The organism is Streptomyces sp. NPDC015661 (assembly GCF_043077765.1).
Classification (GTDB): Bacteria; Actinomycetota; Actinomycetes; order Streptomycetales; family Streptomycetaceae; genus Streptomyces.
Window position 1 is genome coordinate 155,702 of sequence record NZ_JBIBST010000014.1, and the last position, 13,961, is coordinate 169,662.

Annotated in this window: 16 protein-coding genes; 3 read left to right on the forward strand and 13 right to left on the reverse strand. The window is 72.8% G+C overall.

The window, feature by feature from the left end:
• Positions 1-51 precede the first annotated feature (51 nt).
• The gene (gene murQ, locus ACF07V_RS32440; protein WP_392159263.1) at positions 52-972 is read right to left on the reverse strand and encodes an N-acetylmuramic acid 6-phosphate etherase; all 921 of its coding nucleotides are present in this window, start codon (positions 970-972) and stop codon (positions 52-54) included.
• Between the two features lie 53 nt (positions 973-1,025).
• Complete coding sequence (locus ACF07V_RS32445) at positions 1,026-1,943, reverse strand: MurR/RpiR family transcriptional regulator (RefSeq protein ID WP_392159264.1); 918 nt, start codon at positions 1,941-1,943, stop codon at positions 1,026-1,028.
• 124 nt (positions 1,944-2,067) lie between these two features.
• On the opposite strand from ACF07V_RS32445, the gene ACF07V_RS32450 reads away from it, so the two are divergent.
• On the forward strand, positions 2,068-2,424 hold the full coding sequence (locus ACF07V_RS32450) for a hypothetical protein (RefSeq protein ID WP_041130492.1): 357 nt from the start codon (positions 2,068-2,070) through the stop codon (positions 2,422-2,424).
• Between the two features lie 13 nt (positions 2,425-2,437).
• Complete coding sequence (locus ACF07V_RS32455) at positions 2,438-2,707, forward strand: DUF4031 domain-containing protein (protein ID WP_392159265.1); 270 nt, start codon at positions 2,438-2,440, stop codon at positions 2,705-2,707.
• 19 nt (positions 2,708-2,726) lie between these two features.
• Here ACF07V_RS32455 and ACF07V_RS32460 read toward each other — a convergent pair whose 3' ends face one another.
• From ACF07V_RS32460 to ACF07V_RS32485, 6 genes are all read right to left on the reverse strand, one after another.
• The gene (locus ACF07V_RS32460) at positions 2,727-4,076 is read right to left on the reverse strand and encodes a hemopexin repeat-containing protein (RefSeq protein ID WP_392159266.1); all 1,350 of its coding nucleotides are present in this window, start codon (positions 4,074-4,076) and stop codon (positions 2,727-2,729) included.
• 86 nt (positions 4,077-4,162) lie between these two features.
• Positions 4,163-4,399: a hypothetical protein gene (locus ACF07V_RS32465; protein ID WP_392159267.1), complete on the reverse strand. Its 237-nt coding sequence runs from the start codon at positions 4,397-4,399 to the stop codon at positions 4,163-4,165.
• Between the two features lie 75 nt (positions 4,400-4,474).
• Positions 4,475-4,675, reverse strand: coding sequence for a hypothetical protein (locus ACF07V_RS32470; protein ID WP_392159268.1), 201 nt, complete (start codon positions 4,673-4,675; stop codon positions 4,475-4,477).
• A 58-nt stretch (positions 4,676-4,733) separates the two neighbouring features.
• Positions 4,734-4,934, reverse strand: coding sequence for a hypothetical protein (locus ACF07V_RS32475; protein WP_392159269.1), 201 nt, complete (start codon positions 4,932-4,934; stop codon positions 4,734-4,736).
• A 47-nt stretch (positions 4,935-4,981) separates the two neighbouring features.
• Entirely contained in the window at positions 4,982-5,164 is a 183-nt protein-coding gene (locus tag ACF07V_RS32480) for a hypothetical protein (protein WP_392159270.1), read from the reverse strand.
• A gap of 45 nt (positions 5,165-5,209) precedes the next feature.
• The gene (locus ACF07V_RS32485) at positions 5,210-7,498 is read right to left on the reverse strand and encodes a S8 family serine peptidase (protein WP_392159271.1); all 2,289 of its coding nucleotides are present in this window, start codon (positions 7,496-7,498) and stop codon (positions 5,210-5,212) included.
• A 622-nt stretch (positions 7,499-8,120) separates the two neighbouring features.
• Between ACF07V_RS32485 and ACF07V_RS32490 the strand changes: the two genes are divergently transcribed.
• A complete protein-coding gene (locus tag ACF07V_RS32490) occupies positions 8,121-8,582 on the forward strand; it encodes a BTAD domain-containing putative transcriptional regulator (RefSeq protein ID WP_392159272.1) in 462 nt (153 codons plus the stop codon).
• 3 nt (positions 8,583-8,585) lie between these two features.
• On the opposite strand, the gene cpt is transcribed toward ACF07V_RS32490, so the two are convergent.
• The 5 genes from cpt to ACF07V_RS32515 all read right to left on the reverse strand — a co-directional run bounded on the left by cpt (position 8,586) and on the right by ACF07V_RS32515 (position 13,816).
• Positions 8,586-9,107 (reverse strand): chloramphenicol phosphotransferase CPT, encoded by a 522-nt coding sequence (gene cpt / locus ACF07V_RS32495; protein ID WP_392159296.1) that lies wholly within the window; start codon positions 9,105-9,107, stop codon positions 8,586-8,588.
• Between the two features lie 53 nt (positions 9,108-9,160).
• Entirely contained in the window at positions 9,161-9,469 is a 309-nt protein-coding gene (locus tag ACF07V_RS32500) for a putative quinol monooxygenase (RefSeq protein ID WP_392159273.1), read from the reverse strand.
• A gap of 32 nt (positions 9,470-9,501) precedes the next feature.
• Complete coding sequence (locus tag ACF07V_RS32505; RefSeq protein ID WP_392159274.1) at positions 9,502-10,704, reverse strand: Cmx/CmrA family chloramphenicol efflux MFS transporter; 1,203 nt, start codon at positions 10,702-10,704, stop codon at positions 9,502-9,504.
• A 173-nt stretch (positions 10,705-10,877) separates the two neighbouring features.
• Entirely contained in the window at positions 10,878-12,989 is a 2,112-nt protein-coding gene (locus ACF07V_RS32510; protein ID WP_392159297.1) for a LamG-like jellyroll fold domain-containing protein, read from the reverse strand.
• 128 nt (positions 12,990-13,117) lie between these two features.
• The gene (locus tag ACF07V_RS32515; protein ID WP_392159275.1) at positions 13,118-13,816 is read right to left on the reverse strand and encodes a hypothetical protein; all 699 of its coding nucleotides are present in this window, start codon (positions 13,814-13,816) and stop codon (positions 13,118-13,120) included.
• Between the last annotated feature and the right edge of the window lie 145 nt (positions 13,817-13,961).

Below are 13,961 nucleotides of genomic sequence, written 5' to 3' on the forward strand. Positions count from 1 at the left end.
CTGCCGTGAGGTCGGCCGACAGCGCCGGGGGGCGTCGCCGTGAGGCGCTCGTTACGCGTGCAGCGCCGTACGCAGGTGACCCTGGGACGCGGTCAGCCGCTGCTCGGCGGTCTTGGCATCGATGTCGGCGAGGAGCATGAGGATCGCGGTCTTCACCTCGCCGTCGGCGGCGGCGAGTGCCGTCTCGATCTGCTCGTCCGGCGCGCCGGTGGCCAGGGCGACGATCCGCCGCGAGCGGGCCTGGAGCTTCTCGTTGGAGGCGCGGACGTCGACCATCAGGTTTCCGTAGGTCTTGCCGAGGCGGATCATCGTGATGGTCGAGATCATGTTGAGGACGAGCTTCTGGGCGGTGCCGGCCTTGAGCCGGGTGGAGCCGGTGAGGAGCTCGGGCCCGGGGACGACCTCGATGCCGTGCTCGGCGGCGGCGGCGAGCGCGCTGTCCTCGTTGCAGGAGAGGCCGATGGTGAGCGCGCCGAGGGCGCGGGCGTGCTCGACGGCGCCGATGGCGTACGGCGTGCGGCCGGAGGCGGAGATGCCGACGACGGTGTCGTCGGCGGTGAGCCCGAGGGCGTCCAGGTCGGCGGCGGCGAGTTCGCGCGAGTCCTCCGCGCCCTCGACGGCCTTGACCATGGCGGACGGGCCGCCGGCGATGAGGCCGACGACCTGCGACGGGTCGGTGTTGAAGGTGGGCGGGCATTCGCTGGCGTCGAGGACGCCGAGACGGCCTGCGGTGCCGGCGCCCAGGTAGATGAGGCGTCCGCCGCGGGCCATCCGCTCGGCGGTGGCGTCGATGGCGGCGGCGATGGCGGGGAGCTGTCGGGCGACGGCCTCGGGAACGGTCCGGTCCTCGCCGTTCATGGTGCGGGCGATGTCCAGGGTGGGCAGCTGGTCGATCTCGGCGAGCTCGGGGCGGAAGGCCTCGGTGGTGAGGGTGGCCAGCTGGGCGCGGAGTTCGGAGTACGTGGTGGGCACGGGGGCTCTTTCGGGACGGCGGCGTCGTCGGCGCCGGTTCTGGCGGGTGGTGGTCAGCGGGTCCGGGGGGAGTGGCGGTGGGCGAGGGCTTCGTACGAGGCGGCGAGGGCAGGGGCCGCCGTCTCGTACGTGCGCTGTGTGACGCAGGTGAACAGGCAGTCCACGACCAGGAGTTGGCTGGTGCGGGACGACATGGCCGCGGGGCGCAGTTCGCTCTCGCGGGCGGTGGAGGTGGTCAGTACGTGGTCGGCGTACTGGGTGACGGGGCCGTCCGGGCGGCCGGTGATGGCGACCGTGGTGGCGCCGTGGTCGAAGGCCACCCGGAGCGGTTCTATGACGTCGCCGGTGGAGCCGGAGTGGGTGATGGCGATGGCGACGTCGCCGGAGCGGAGCTGCACGGCGTTGGTGACGGCGAGGTGCGGGTCGCTGTGGGCGTGCGCGATCAGGCCGATCCGGAGCAGCTTCTGGCCGAGGTCCTGGGCGACGAGGCCGGAGGCGCCGACGCCGTAGATGTCGACGCGGCGGGCGGTGGCGAGGGCGGCGACGGCGGCGCCGAGCTGGACGGTGTCGAGGCCGGCGGCGGTGTCGGCGAGGGTCTGCTGCTCGTCGTAGGCCAGCTTGGCGACGACGTCGGCGATCGGGTCGTCGACGGCGATGTCGGCGGTGACGGCGGGGGCGCGGCCGGACTGCTGCTGGGCGGCGAGGCCGGCGAGGGCGAGGCGGAGGTCGCGGTAGCCGGGGTAGCCGAGGAGCCGGGCGGTGCGGACGACGGTCGCCTCGCTGGTGCCGGTGAGCTCGGCGAGGCCGGTGACCGTGAGCGCGGCGCAGCCGGCGGGGTCTCCGGCGACGGCCTCGGCGACCCGCTGCATGGAGCGGGTCATGGACGGCGCGAGGGTGCGCACCTTGGCGGCGAGGGCGGCGGGGGCGGGGGGTGCGTCGCTGGTGAAACTTTCCTTCACGTCATTGGTCACAAGTGAAAGATACTTTCGGCGGGTGGGGCCCGACAAGACCCCGTGGGTCCTCTCCCGTCCCGGATCCGGAGGGGACCTTCGCCCTTTTCCTTGTCGGGGGCGCGCGCCGGGTGACAATGAGTGCATGGACGACATCGACCCCGTGGAGCAGGCGCTGCACGCTGCCCGCGCGCTGGTTCTGGCCGACCTGGTGGCCCGGGAGGTGGCCGCCGCAGAGGTCGTGTCGATGGTGGAGGACGCGGTGACCCACCGGCGCTGGTGGGTCGAGCAGTGGCCCGAGGGGGTGTCGTACGTCGCCGGGCTCGTCGCCCAGGACGTGCAGGACGCCCTGCTCGAACGGTACGGACGCTGGCCGCTCTGCCCCGTCTGCGCCTCGGGCGACCCGCACGCCCTCGACGTGGAGCCGGAACTCGGCCCGGACCCGCACTGGGTCTGCGGCAAGCAGGGCGTGGTGGTGGCCCCGGTGGGCGGCCTGACGTGACGGGAGTGACGGCGTGAGCCTCTACATCGACCCGCCGACCTGGCCGGGTCACGGCCGCATGTGGTCGCACCTGGTCAGCGACGTCTCCTTCGAGGAGCTGCACGCCTTCGCGGCCTCGATAGGGGCGCCGCCGCGCGCCTTCGAGCGGGACCACTACGACATCCCCTCCGACCGGTACGCGGACGCGGTGGCGGCGGGCGCGATCGAGGTCGGCTCGAAGGAGCTGCTCCGGCACCTCACGGGGGCGGGGCTGCGCCGGCCGAAGGGGCGGCCGGTCGGCTGACCGACCGGGGGCCCGGGCCTCAGCTGAAGGTCACGCCGACCTGGAGGTGGAAGTGGTTCTGGTGGTCGGCCCGCAGTTTGGCGTTCTGGGTGCCGGGGGCGGCGTCCGGGGCGTAGTCCGGGTAGATCACGAAGCCGGTGCCGCCGAGTTCCGGCATGGGCCACTTGTTGGCGGCGCCGAACGCGGTCGCCTCGCATTCGTGTGTCCCGAACCGGAAGACGGTCGTGAAGAGGCCGAACCCGAGGGCGTCCGTGGTGGGGCTGATGCGGACCTTCACGCCGGCGGGGCGGGGCAGGTCGCCCCAGTCCTTCTTCACCGACCGGCTGAACGCGGTTCCGTTCAGCGTGCCGACGATGCCGGAGAGGTCGAGCGCCCTTCCCTCGTTGTGGCAGTCGTTGGCAGGGCCGTTCCCGTGGCCGATGCCCAGGTGGAGGAGTTCGGCGACGTCGGGCGCCGAGTTGTTGACCCAGCGGGTCAGCCGGTACAGCGCGATCAGCATGCGCTGGTCGAGGTTGTCGATGACCGTGGCCGTCGGAGAGATCTGGTTCGTGAAGCGCAAGCCGTCGAACGCGGGCGGGCTCACCACGACCCGCTGGCCGGGCCTCGGTGACACGATCCCGGCCGGCCCGTCCACGAACGCCGGGCTCTTCAGGGCGAGTTTGCCCCGCCGGATCAGGTCGGCCATGAGCTGGTTCGCCTGGGCGGGGGTCAGCATGCGGGCCGGGGTCACGCCCCCGGAGGGGGTGGGCGCGAGACGGAAGGAGGCGTCGAGGGGACCGCTCGCGTCCACCCGGTCGGCGTCCACGTCGAAGCGCTGGAACTGCCCGCCGCGGAAGAAGTAGGCGAACCGGCCACCCGGATACGCGGCCGCGTCCACGCCGTCGGGGGTGAGCCCGGTCCAGTTGCCCGCGATGGTCCGGGGGTAGCCGGGGTCCACCCGGTCGGTGGTGATGTCGTACCGCACGTACGAGTCGCCCTTGAAGAGGTACACCTTGCCGTTGCCCCAGTTCAGGGCCGCGTCGATGCCGTTGCGCCAGTCGGGACCGCCGCCGTCTCCGGTGGGCAGGCCGGGCCAGTTGTCCGCCAGGGTGAAGTGCGGCGGCAGGTACTCGGCCTCCACGCCGTCCGCGCTGTCGTCCGTCGGCTGGTCGTAGCGGACGTACGTGCTCCCCAGGAAGGCGTACGCCTTGCCCGCGCCCCACCAGACGAAGGCGTCGGGGGAGCGTGGGAGGCCGGGCCAGTTGGCGAGGGGCAGTCCCGAGTCCTCACGGACCCCGGTGACCGAGTCGTACCGGTCGTAGGTGTCGTCGGCGTGGAAGAGATACGTCTTGTCGTTCGGCCAGGAGACGGCCGACCTCACTGTGGTCATGGTGGCCTCGGTTCCTTCCTGCGGGGACGGGCCGCTCGGCGGGCGACCCGTCCCCTTCCCTTTCCCTTTCCCTCACGAAGGTCTCGTCACAGGACGCCGGTCCACCGGCAGCCCGTCGGTGCGCAGTTCCAGCCGCGGCCGTAGCCGTGGACGACCGCCGGGGGGTCCGCCGGCAGCGGCCCGTAGTTGCCTCTCGGCTGCTGGTGCACGCGTTCCTCCTCGCCGTCGGCGTCCTGGTCCGGGAACGTGAAGACGATGCGATACGGCGGGTAGTGCTCCCGCCGGTCCACCGCCGGCACCTGTTTCGGCAGATCGAGTCGCATGGTTCTTCCTCGGATCGGGCGGGACCGGACCGGTCACGGGGGCCGCGGCGGCCGGTCCCGCCGATGACGCCGGACTCAGAACGGCAGGACCTCGCTGAGCAGGCCGCCGAGGAACCCGCTGGCCGCCGCACCGCCGTTGGCGTCCCAGCCCTCGGGGTGCTTGCCGCGCTGGACGGGTGCGGACTGCTGGGGCATCTGGAGCCGGAGCTGTCCGGCCGTGGACCGGCGGGGCGTGTCGGCGCCGCCGTCCTGGTGGGCTTGGGTCTCCTTGAACATCGTGTGCTCCTTTCCTTACGTCTCCCGCTTCGGGGCGTGAGGTCCTCGGACGAGGTCCTCAGATCGGGATGATGTCGCCGAGCAGGCTGCCCAGCAGGCCGCTGGCCGCCGCACCGCCGTTGGCGTCCCAGCCCTCGGGGTGCTTGCCGCGCTGGACGGGTGCGGACTGCTGCGGCAGCTGGAGCCGGAGCTGTCCGGCGGTGGACCGGCGGGGCGTGTCGCCACCGGTCTCCTCTGTGGTGTGGGTCTCGTCGAACATGACGGTTTCCTTTCTTCTTCGGAGCGGTTACGGGGTCCTGTTGCCCGTCAGACGTAGACGCCGTGGCCGGCGTAGCACATCTGCCGGGCGGGGCCGGTCATGCCGGCGCAGGAGGACTTGGCGGGCTCGACGCCGGTACGGGTGCTCCCGGCCTCGGCCGCAGGGCCGTCGCGTTGGACGGGACGGGCCTGGAGCGGCACGGCTCCCGGGCGGTTTCGGCGGGTGTCCATGGAGGTTGCTCCTCTCGGTGGAGGGGGTGTCCGGTCGGCTCCGCTTCACTTGGAGTCGAGGAACGTGTGGACCGGGGCGAGGGTGACCGGCAGCTCGTCGCTCACGTCGATGGTGAACAGGTACGAGAGCCGGGACCTGCGCTCGTCCTCGGGGTCGTAGAAGGTCACGGTCACGTCCTGGCAGTCCGAACCGACCCTGCAGTAGGGGCTCTTGGTGACGGTGATGGTGTCGAGCGCGTACAGGTTCATGGTGGAACCCGGCACCTTGCTCGCGGACAGCAGCCCGTCCTTGATCTTGTCGCCGAACAGGAAGGCGTTGGTGCCCATGAAGTTGAGCGCGCGGTCGGCCGAGGTCTGGCCGAGGTTGCGGAACTGGTAGTAGACCTTGTCGAGGAACGCGCGGATCGTCAGATGCAGCTGGGCGTCGTCGCGGACCTGCACCCTGGACTGCTGCCTCTTGTCCTCGGGCTGCTTCACGTCGGCCTCCTTCGCGACCTCCTTGAAGACGGCGTCGACGAGCGCGGCTTCGTTCCACGTCCACAGGCCGCGGCTCTTCACCTCGACCACCGGCACGATCTGGCCGGAGTAGAGGCGCGTGGTGCGGTCGGTGAGGACGCCGGGAACGGAGACGCGGGAGATGTATCCGTGGCGCTCCTCCTCGTCGTCCGGGTCGAGGGCCTGGCCCGCGATGGCGTCGCGGAAGACCCGGTAGACGGTCGACACCGGCGGATTGGCGAACGGGTTGACGTCCTTCTTGGCCTTCGCGGCGCCTGCCCGTGAAGGCTTCTTGCGGTTGAGCTGGGCTTCCTCCGGCGTGACGGGCGGCATGCTCCAGTCCATGCCGACGGAGGCCTCGGCTTCCAAGGCGTACACCGTGGCGCCGTCCATGGTGAGGGTCCAGGTGAGCTTGTCGGAGGCCCAGGGGGCACCCGCGAGGTAGTCGCGGAGCTGACGGGGGCTGTACGGGTCGGGTGCCTGCTCGACAACCCTGCCGTCGACCGTCGCGTCGACGTACGGCATCTGCTGCCGGAAGCTGTCGCGGCGCGCCTCGGTCGGGTAGTCGAAGCCGATGGTGCCGATGGCGTAGATCAACTGCCGTGGTGACCCACTGCCACTGCTGGAGCAGCTGCACGCGGCCGGGTCGCCGCCGCAGCCGCACGCAGGGCGTACTCCGGCGCTTGTGGTGGCGTGGGGGGCGTGAACTGGGGGCGCAGCGGGGGCCGGTGGGGCGGGTGCCTGGGCCGGGGGCGCTGTCGGCGGGGCGGCCGGGGGCGGGGGAGGCGCGCCACCGTCGGCGGCGACGCCCGCCGGTACGGGCGGGGCCGTCGGTACGGGGGGCGCGGGCTGGGCGGGTGCGGCGGGTGTCCCGTACGGCGCGGGCGCCGCGGGTGTCCCGTACGGTGCGGGAGTCTCGTGGGACGCGGGAGTCTCGTACCCGGCCGGGGCGACGCTCGGCGCCGGGGCTTCGGACGGCGTGGGGGCGGCTGCGGGAGTGGTCACGGCTGTCTCCTCTTTCCTGGTGGTGATGAGGGCGTACGCCCGAGGGGCGTCGAGGCTGCCGCCGAGTCCGCGCCGGCAGGCCGGGGCGTCCGGGTCGGCGCAGTCCGCGGGGGCGGTGGCGGTCGCGAGCAGTGCCTGCCCCGCGGCCTTCGGGTCCGCCGCGCCGCCGCCGGCCACCTGGGCCGCGACGAGCAGGGCCGCCGTACCGGCCACGAGCGGGGTGGCGAAGCTGCTCCCCGTCAGGGCGGCGAGGCGGCCGCCGGGAGCGGCGCCCTCGATGTCCTGTCCGGGCGCGAGGATCCCGTGGGTCCGGTAGGCGCCGCCCCAGTTGCTGATGTCGAGCGGGGAGCCGTCGGCCGCGGCGGCGCCGACGGCCAGGACGGAGGGGACGGCGGCCGGGACCTGGAGGGTGTCGGCCCCGTCGTTCCCGGCGGCGGACACGACCAGCACGCCCTGGTCCTCGCAGAGCCGCAGGGCCCGTTCGAGGAGGGCGTCGGCCTGCCCGGCGTCGGCCCGTTCGCCGCCGCTGATGTTGATGACGTGCGCACCCTCCTCGACGGCGCGCTCGATGGCACGGGCCAGGTCCATCTGGGGGACCCGGCCGTCTCCGCCGTCGCGGAAGACGGGGAGGACCAGGCCGCGGCAGTGCGGGGCGATCCCGGTGACCGGGGTGCCGGGCATGCCGAACAGAAGGCTCGCCACGTGGGTGCCGTGCAGCGACATCGGGCCGGGGCCCGCGGGCTCCTGCACCAGCGTGGCCAGGCGCGTGAGATCCGCGCCGGCGAAGCAGGGGTGGGACAGGTCCACGGGTCCGTCGAGCAGGGCGACGCACACCCGTGGGTCACCGTACGGCTCGTCCGGCCGTGGACGGAGTTCTCCCAGGACTGCCCGAGGCTTCATCTCGGACCTGCCTTCCGTGCCCGAGGGCACCGTGTGCGGAAAGGCTTCTCGGTCCGACTCTCGGACGCCGTTGTCGGCGCTTCGTCACCCGGAATGTGCAAGCCGCGTCCCCGGAGCGTTTCGGGGGCGTTGCCGGTCCGTTCGAGGATCCGTTTGGCCGCCGGTCAACACCGGTGGGAGAGCGGCCCGGGACGCGTTCCGGAATCCCGAAGGACAGGTCGGCGCGGAGCGGAAGGCCCGTACGGCGCGGCGGCGGCGCGCGGATGCGCGGATGCGTGATCCACCGGCCGGTTGCACAGTGAGGGATGTGTCATCGAACGGCGTATATCTCGAACTGCTCGGGGCTTTCGAGCTCTCTTACGCCGGATGCCGTATCCCCCTCCCCTCGGGAGCGCAGCGCCTGTTGGCGCTTCTCGCCGTTCACACGGCCGGCGTGTACCGGGGTGCGGCAGCCGAGCGGCTCTGGCCCGACTGCAGCCCGACCCGGGCTTCGGCGAACCTCAGGACCGCCCTGTGCCACGGGCGGCGGGCGGGTCCGCTGCCGACGGTGGAGTGCGTGGACCGACGGCTGCGGCTCGCACCGGTGGTGGACGTGGACCTGCACCGTGCGCGGTGCCGGGCCCAGGACGCGATAGGCGACCGCCGGCCGCCCGAGGATCCCGAAGACCTCTCGGCCACGCTCGGGGAGGAGCTGCTGCCGCAATGGCCGGACGAGTGGCTCGTCCTGGAGCGGGAGCGCTGGGACCAGCTGCGGCTGCACGCCCTCGAAGGGCTGGCGCGGCGGCTGCGGAGGGACGGGGAGTATCTGGCGGCGCTGCAGACGGCGCTGACGGCCACCGAGATCGACCCGATCCGGGAGACGGCACACCGCATCCTCATAGAGATTCACATCGCGGAGGGCAACACGGCCTGCGCGGTGAAGCGCTACAAGGACTACCAGCGGTTACTGCGGCGGGAGTTGGAGGTGGAACCGTCTCCGCTCATGACGAAACTGGTCCAGGACCTCACCTCGGCATGACCGTCAGCCGAGCTCGGCCGCGATGACGCGGGCGCACTCCAGGGACTCGGCGCGTGTGGTGTCGACCTCGATGTCGTACTCCACACCCTCGTGCACGATCCGCGCCTGCTGCGCGGCCATCCCGGCGGTCCGGTCCCCGCGGGCGATCTCCCGCCCCTCGGCGACGGCGCCCTCGCACCGGACGCCGACCCACAGCACGGGCAGGTCGCCGAGGGCCTCGCGCCAGCGCTGCTGGGAGGCGGCCCCGCCGAGGAAGACGTCGTCGACGACGATCCTGGCGCCGGCGCGGGCCATCGCCACGATCCCTCCGGCCCAGGCGGCTTCGAGTGCGCGGAAACCGGCCCCGACACCGACGCCGCCGTCCGCGTCGAACACGATCCCGTCGTCGGAGTCCTGCATCTTCGCGGGCAGGGCGTCGACGAACGAGTCGACGCCGAACGCCAGCCAGGGCTCGGGGAGTACGGCCTGCAGGCACCGTACGATCCCGGACTTCCCCGAGCTGGACCCACCGTTGAGAATGATCATCCGCGTCGTCACCGCGCCACCCTAGGCGGCTCGGCCGGGCCCCGCACCGTGTTTCAGCCGACCCGCACGAGCACCGTCTCCTCGGGCGGGCCGCTGAGCAGCTCCGGCCCGGCGGCCATCGCCGCGGCGAGGTGAGGGCTCCTCAGGTGCGCCTCGAAGGCCTCGCGGTCCGCCCATTCCTCGACGACGATCCAGGAGCCGGGCTCGACCGGGTCCTGGTACGGCCGGTACGAGAGGCACCCCGGCTCGGCCAGCGTCGGCTCGACGAGCGACAGCGCCATCTCCCGTACGGCCTGCTCCTTGCCGTCCGCGGCCCGGAGGCGTGCGATGAGGGTGATGGCGGTGCTGCTGCTGGTGGTCATGGTTCCCCCGATGGATGTGGTGTGCGGGCGGTTCAGCGGGACGATACGACCTTCTGTTCCTGCGGCACGCCCGAAGTGACCACGCGGGACGGGGACTTGTGGAGCTTGAGGGCCACTGCCGCCGTTCCCAGGCCCAGGGCCGTCATGGCGGCGCCCGCCCAGGCCGTGGAGGCGTAGCCGAGACCGGCGTCGATGACGGTGCCGCCGAGCCAGGGGCCGCCGGTGTTGCCCAGGTTGAAGGCGGCGGTGGTGGTGGCGCCCGCGAGGGTGGGGGCGGCGCCGGCGACGTTGAACATGCGGGCGTTGAGGGCCGGGGCGGTGTAGAAGGCGGAGACGCCGAGGAGGAAGGCGAGCAGGACCGTGACGACGGGGCTGGACGCGAAGACGGCCAGGACGATCAGGAAGACGGTCGAGGCGGCGATGCCGCTGAGCAGCACCCCGAAGAGGTGGGCGTCGGCGACGCGGCCGCCGATCGTCGTACCGACCAGGGCGCCGATGCCGAAGAGCCCGAGGACGGCCGAGACCCAGCTCTCGTCGAGGCCGGAGACGCCGGTGAGCAGCGGGGCGAGGTAGGAGAAGGCGCAGAAGACGCCGCCGGCGGCGAGCGCGGTGGTGACGACGGAGAGCAGCACCTGCCGGTCCCGGTAGATGACCAGCTCGCTCTTGAGCCGGGGCTTGGTCGCGGGGAGCGGGATGTGCGGGATGCGGGTGACCACGCCGACGAGCGCGATCGCGGAGGCGGCGCCGACCGCCCAGAACGCGGAGCGCCAGCCGAGGTGCTCGCCGAGGAACGCGCCGGCGGGGACGCCGAGGACGTTGGCGATGGACAGTCCGCCGATCATGACCGCCATCGCCTTGGCCCGGGAGCCGACCGGGACCATCGCGATGGCGACGGCCGCGCCGACCGCCCAGAACCCCGCGCAGGCGAGCGCGCTCACCACGCGGGAGGCGAAGAGGACGGCGTAGTTCGGGGCCAGTGCTCCCGCGATCTGGCCGAGGCCGAAGACCGTGATGAGGGCGATCAGCGTGGTCTTGCGGGGAAGCCGGAGCGTCGCCACGGCGAGCAGCGGCGCGCCGACGACCATGCCGATCGCGAACGCGGAGATGAGCAGCCCGGCGCGGGGGATGGAGACGTTCATGTCCTCCGCGATGGGCGGCAGGAGCCCGGACAGCATGAACTCGCTCGTGCCGAGCGCGAAGACCGAGAGGCCGAGGATGTAGACGGCCAGCGGCATACGGGTGGGGGGTATCACTTGGGTGGGGGCGGTGGCGGCGGGTGTCGTGTGCCCGGCTGAGGGAGACGGCATGACATGCGTCAACCTGTGATTCGTTCCTGTCATTCCGGCTCGCGCGGCCGTCTTGCCATGCGGACGGGGCCGCCCGTCTCCGGGCGGCCCCGCCGAGCACGTCAGCAGAAGCAGGGGTCGGTGCCGCCGTGGCCGAGCATGGCGATGTCCCGGTCCCTCAGCGCGCCGGCGTACACCTGGACCTCGTCCACGTCGCCGCGCAGGTACTCGCCGGGGCCTTCGGCGGTGAGGCCGCGCCCGATCTGGAGCGGGCCGGTGGCGGGCAGGCTCCGCGGGAGGTCCGCGGTCGCTCCCGCGTTGGTGTAGCCGTCGACGTACAGCTTGACCGTGTCGCTCGCGTCGTCGTAGACGACCGCCAGATGGTGTCCCTGGCCCTCGCCGCCGTCCGCGGGGACGATCTGCGAGACGACCCGCTCGGGCGCGCCGGCCTCGTCACGCTCCGGCACGACGAGCTGCCAGGAGTGTGCCGCCGGCTCGTAGCGCACCTTGAAGGCGTCGGTGTGCTGCCCCGGCACGGAGAGCACGGTCATCGGGCGGGCCGGTTCGCTGTCCGCGAGCCGTACGAGCACGCCGAGCGTGAAGCTGTCCGAGGTGTCGAGGACGGTCCCGTCGGCGACCGCGTGCCCGCTCTCGCCGTCGAGGACCAGGTGGCCGTCGCCGTCGAGGGCGTACGGGACGACCGGGCAGTCGGGGTCGAGGTCGGGGATGCAGGAGTTGTCGGGGCCGCGGTGGATCGTCGCCCCCGGGGAGAGCCGGAGCGGCGCGCCGCCGTTCTGCTCGGGGCTGACGCCGTCCGTCGCGGTCTCGAGGGACCAGTGGCCGAGCCGTCGCGGCTGCCGGTGGGCGAGCGCGGTCACCTCGTCGGCGACGACGACGCGGTCGTGGACCCGGACGTCGCCGATGTCGCCCTGCCAGCGGTGGCCGTAACCGACGCCGTGGCGGGCGCGGCCGATCTGGAAGGCGCCGTTCGCCTCGACGGGTGCGGCCTGGACCTCCGTGCCGACCTCGTGCCCGTTGACATACAGGCGGGCGCGGCCGGTCTCGGTGTCGTAGAGCCCCAGAAGGTGGGCCCATTCGCCCGTCTCGGGGGCTCCGCCCGACACGCGGGCGTCGCCGAGGGCGAAGGACCAGGCGGCACCGGCGTCCACTGCCTGGAGGCCGAGGGTGAAGCCGGCTCCGTTCGCGGTGTCCTGGCTCGCGACCGCCATGGTGCGGTCGGTGCGTGCCGGGCGGACCCAGGCGCTGACGGCGAAGGTCTTGCGGATGTCGGCGGCGGGGGTGCCGGTGGTGAGGAAGCCCTCGGCGCCGCCGTCGAGCGCGGCCGTGGTCGTGAGGCCGGTGCCGGCGGGCGCCGGACCGCCGAAGGTCACCCCGGGGCTGGCCTGGGCGGCGGGGCCCGCCTCGGCGGTGGCGCTCGTGGATCCGGCGGCGTCGGCGAGCCGCCAGTGGGCGACGGGGGCGCGGCCCGCGTTCACGGCGAACCGGTACGTGGTGGTGGTGCTGCTGCGGCCCGCCCGGTCGATGGCCCGGACGCTCAGGTAGTCGGGGCCGTTCCGCTGGGGCAGGAACCGGATGGTGGCGTCGCCGCCCGGCTCGGCGGGACGGGCGGTCCCGTTGGGGCCGCCGATGAAGTTGTACTGGTACGCGACGACGTCGGGCGACGGGGAGCCCACGTGGAAGGAGCCGTAGACGCCGACGCCGTCCCGCCACTGGTTCTCCGGGTACTCCGGCGAGGTGACGGTCGGCTGGTCGGGGTTCACGCGGTCGATCACGAACCGGCAGGCCGCGCCGGTGCCTTCCGAGCTCCATGCGGAGACGGCGGTCCCGTCGGTGGCGCGCACGTGCCAGGAGACGACGGTGTCCGCCGGTACGTCGGAGGGGAGCTGCCAGCGCTGTGCGGTGCCGGAGGGCAGCTGGTACGAGGAGGTGTACGTGCGGCGCTGCTCGGCTCCGGACGCGTCCGTCCACCAGGCCTCGAACTCGCCGCCGACCATGTTGGCCTCGACGGGCTGGTTGTCCTCCTCCGGGTCGTACAGCACGGCGGTGACCGCGGGCACGACCGGGACGTATGTGGGTGCGTCACCGGTCGCGCAGGCCTTGAAGTTCGTCTGCAGGTCCTGGACGAGCGGCTGTTTCGGCGGCAGGTTCTCCAGCGCGTGTGCCGTGCCCGGCACTGCGGTGACGACGGCGGCCGCGCAGCACCCGGCCGCCAGCGTTCTCGCCGTGGTTCTCAGTCGGTTGAACAAAGGTTCCCTCCCCTGGTCGGCCGTGTGATCCGTGGATCACACGGCCGCCGGAGGCTAACAGGGGCCGCTGACACCGACGAAGCGCTTTTCGGTCGTCAGTGAGCCGTCAGCTCCGCCAGTTCCCGTTCCAGGTTTTCCCGGGCCTTCTCCTCCCAGGCCGCCGCCCCGTAGGGGGTGCGGAAGAGGCGGGGGAGGTCCAGGAGGTGGCGGAGGATGGTGGCGCGGCCTTCGCGGAAGGCCGGTTCCGGGACGAAGGCGTACTCCTCGCGGACCGCGGCCGTATACCCCTGGTAGGTATCACGGGCGGTGGCCAGGATCGCGAGGTCCGCGTCGCAGAGGGTCTCGCCGTTGAGGTCGCCCGTGGCCGGGTCGTGGGTGGTCGTGAGGCGGACCAGGCGGGCCACCTCCGTCACCTCGTGCGCGGTGAGGCCCGCTTCGGCGAGGGCCTTTTCGGCCAGGGCCGCCGAGCGTTCCTCGTTCTCCGAACGGTCCGGGCGGTAGACGGCGTCGTGGAACCAGGCGGCGAGCCGTACGAGCTCCAGCTCGCCGCCCTCCCCTCCCTGGTCGGCGAGCTCGTCGATGCGGTCGAGGACCGCGGCCAGGTGGGTGACCGTGTGGTAGCGGCGCTGCGGTTCGGCCCAGCGGGACAGCAGGTTCCGGCCGTACGGGGTGGGGTCGGGGCCCTCCCGGCCGGCGCGGGCGGCGAGCAGGGTGCGGTTCCAGCGTCGGAGCAGATCCCGGTCGCGCTCTTCGTCGGCGATGGTCCTGTGCTGTGGCTCTTCCTCGGCGGTCATGGGGGCATTCTGCCCGGCCGGGGGTGCGGAGGGAGTGCTTCCCACGCGCCCTCATCTCACTCTTACATACCCCCCACGGGTATGCTACGGTGCTCCGCACAGGTACCCCCTAGGGGTATGCAGCAGCGAGTGAAGGGTCAGGGCA

What these genes read in the sequence shown, in the direction of transcription:
- ACF07V_RS32450 (WP_041130492.1), top strand. Translation starts at nt 2,068, where the DNA reads ATGGACGACATCGACCCCGTGGAGCAGGCGCTGCACGCTGCCCGCGCG.
- ACF07V_RS32460 (WP_392159266.1), bottom strand. Translation starts at nt 4,076, where the DNA reads ATGACCACAGTGAGGTCGGCCGTCTCCTGGCCGAACGACAAGACGTAT.
- ACF07V_RS32465 (WP_392159267.1), bottom strand. Translation starts at nt 4,399, where the DNA reads ATGCGACTCGATCTGCCGAAACAGGTGCCGGCGGTGGACCGGCGGGAG.
- ACF07V_RS32470 (WP_392159268.1), bottom strand. Translation starts at nt 4,675, where the DNA reads ATGTTCAAGGAGACCCAAGCCCACCAGGACGGCGGCGCCGACACGCCC.
- ACF07V_RS32475 (WP_392159269.1), bottom strand. Translation starts at nt 4,934, where the DNA reads ATGTTCGACGAGACCCACACCACAGAGGAGACCGGTGGCGACACGCCC.
- ACF07V_RS32480 (WP_392159270.1), bottom strand. Translation starts at nt 5,164, where the DNA reads ATGGACACCCGCCGAAACCGCCCGGGAGCCGTGCCGCTCCAGGCCCGT.
- cpt (WP_392159296.1), bottom strand. Translation starts at nt 9,107, where the DNA reads ATGATCATTCTCAACGGTGGGTCCAGCTCGGGGAAGTCCGGGATCGTA.
- ACF07V_RS32500 (WP_392159273.1), bottom strand. Translation starts at nt 9,469, where the DNA reads ATGACCACCAGCAGCAGCACCGCCATCACCCTCATCGCACGCCTCCGG.
- ACF07V_RS32505 (WP_392159274.1), bottom strand. Translation starts at nt 10,704, where the DNA reads ATGCCGCTGGCCGTCTACATCCTCGGCCTCTCGGTCTTCGCGCTCGGC.
- ACF07V_RS32515 (WP_392159275.1), bottom strand. Translation starts at nt 13,816, where the DNA reads ATGACCGCCGAGGAAGAGCCACAGCACAGGACCATCGCCGACGAAGAG.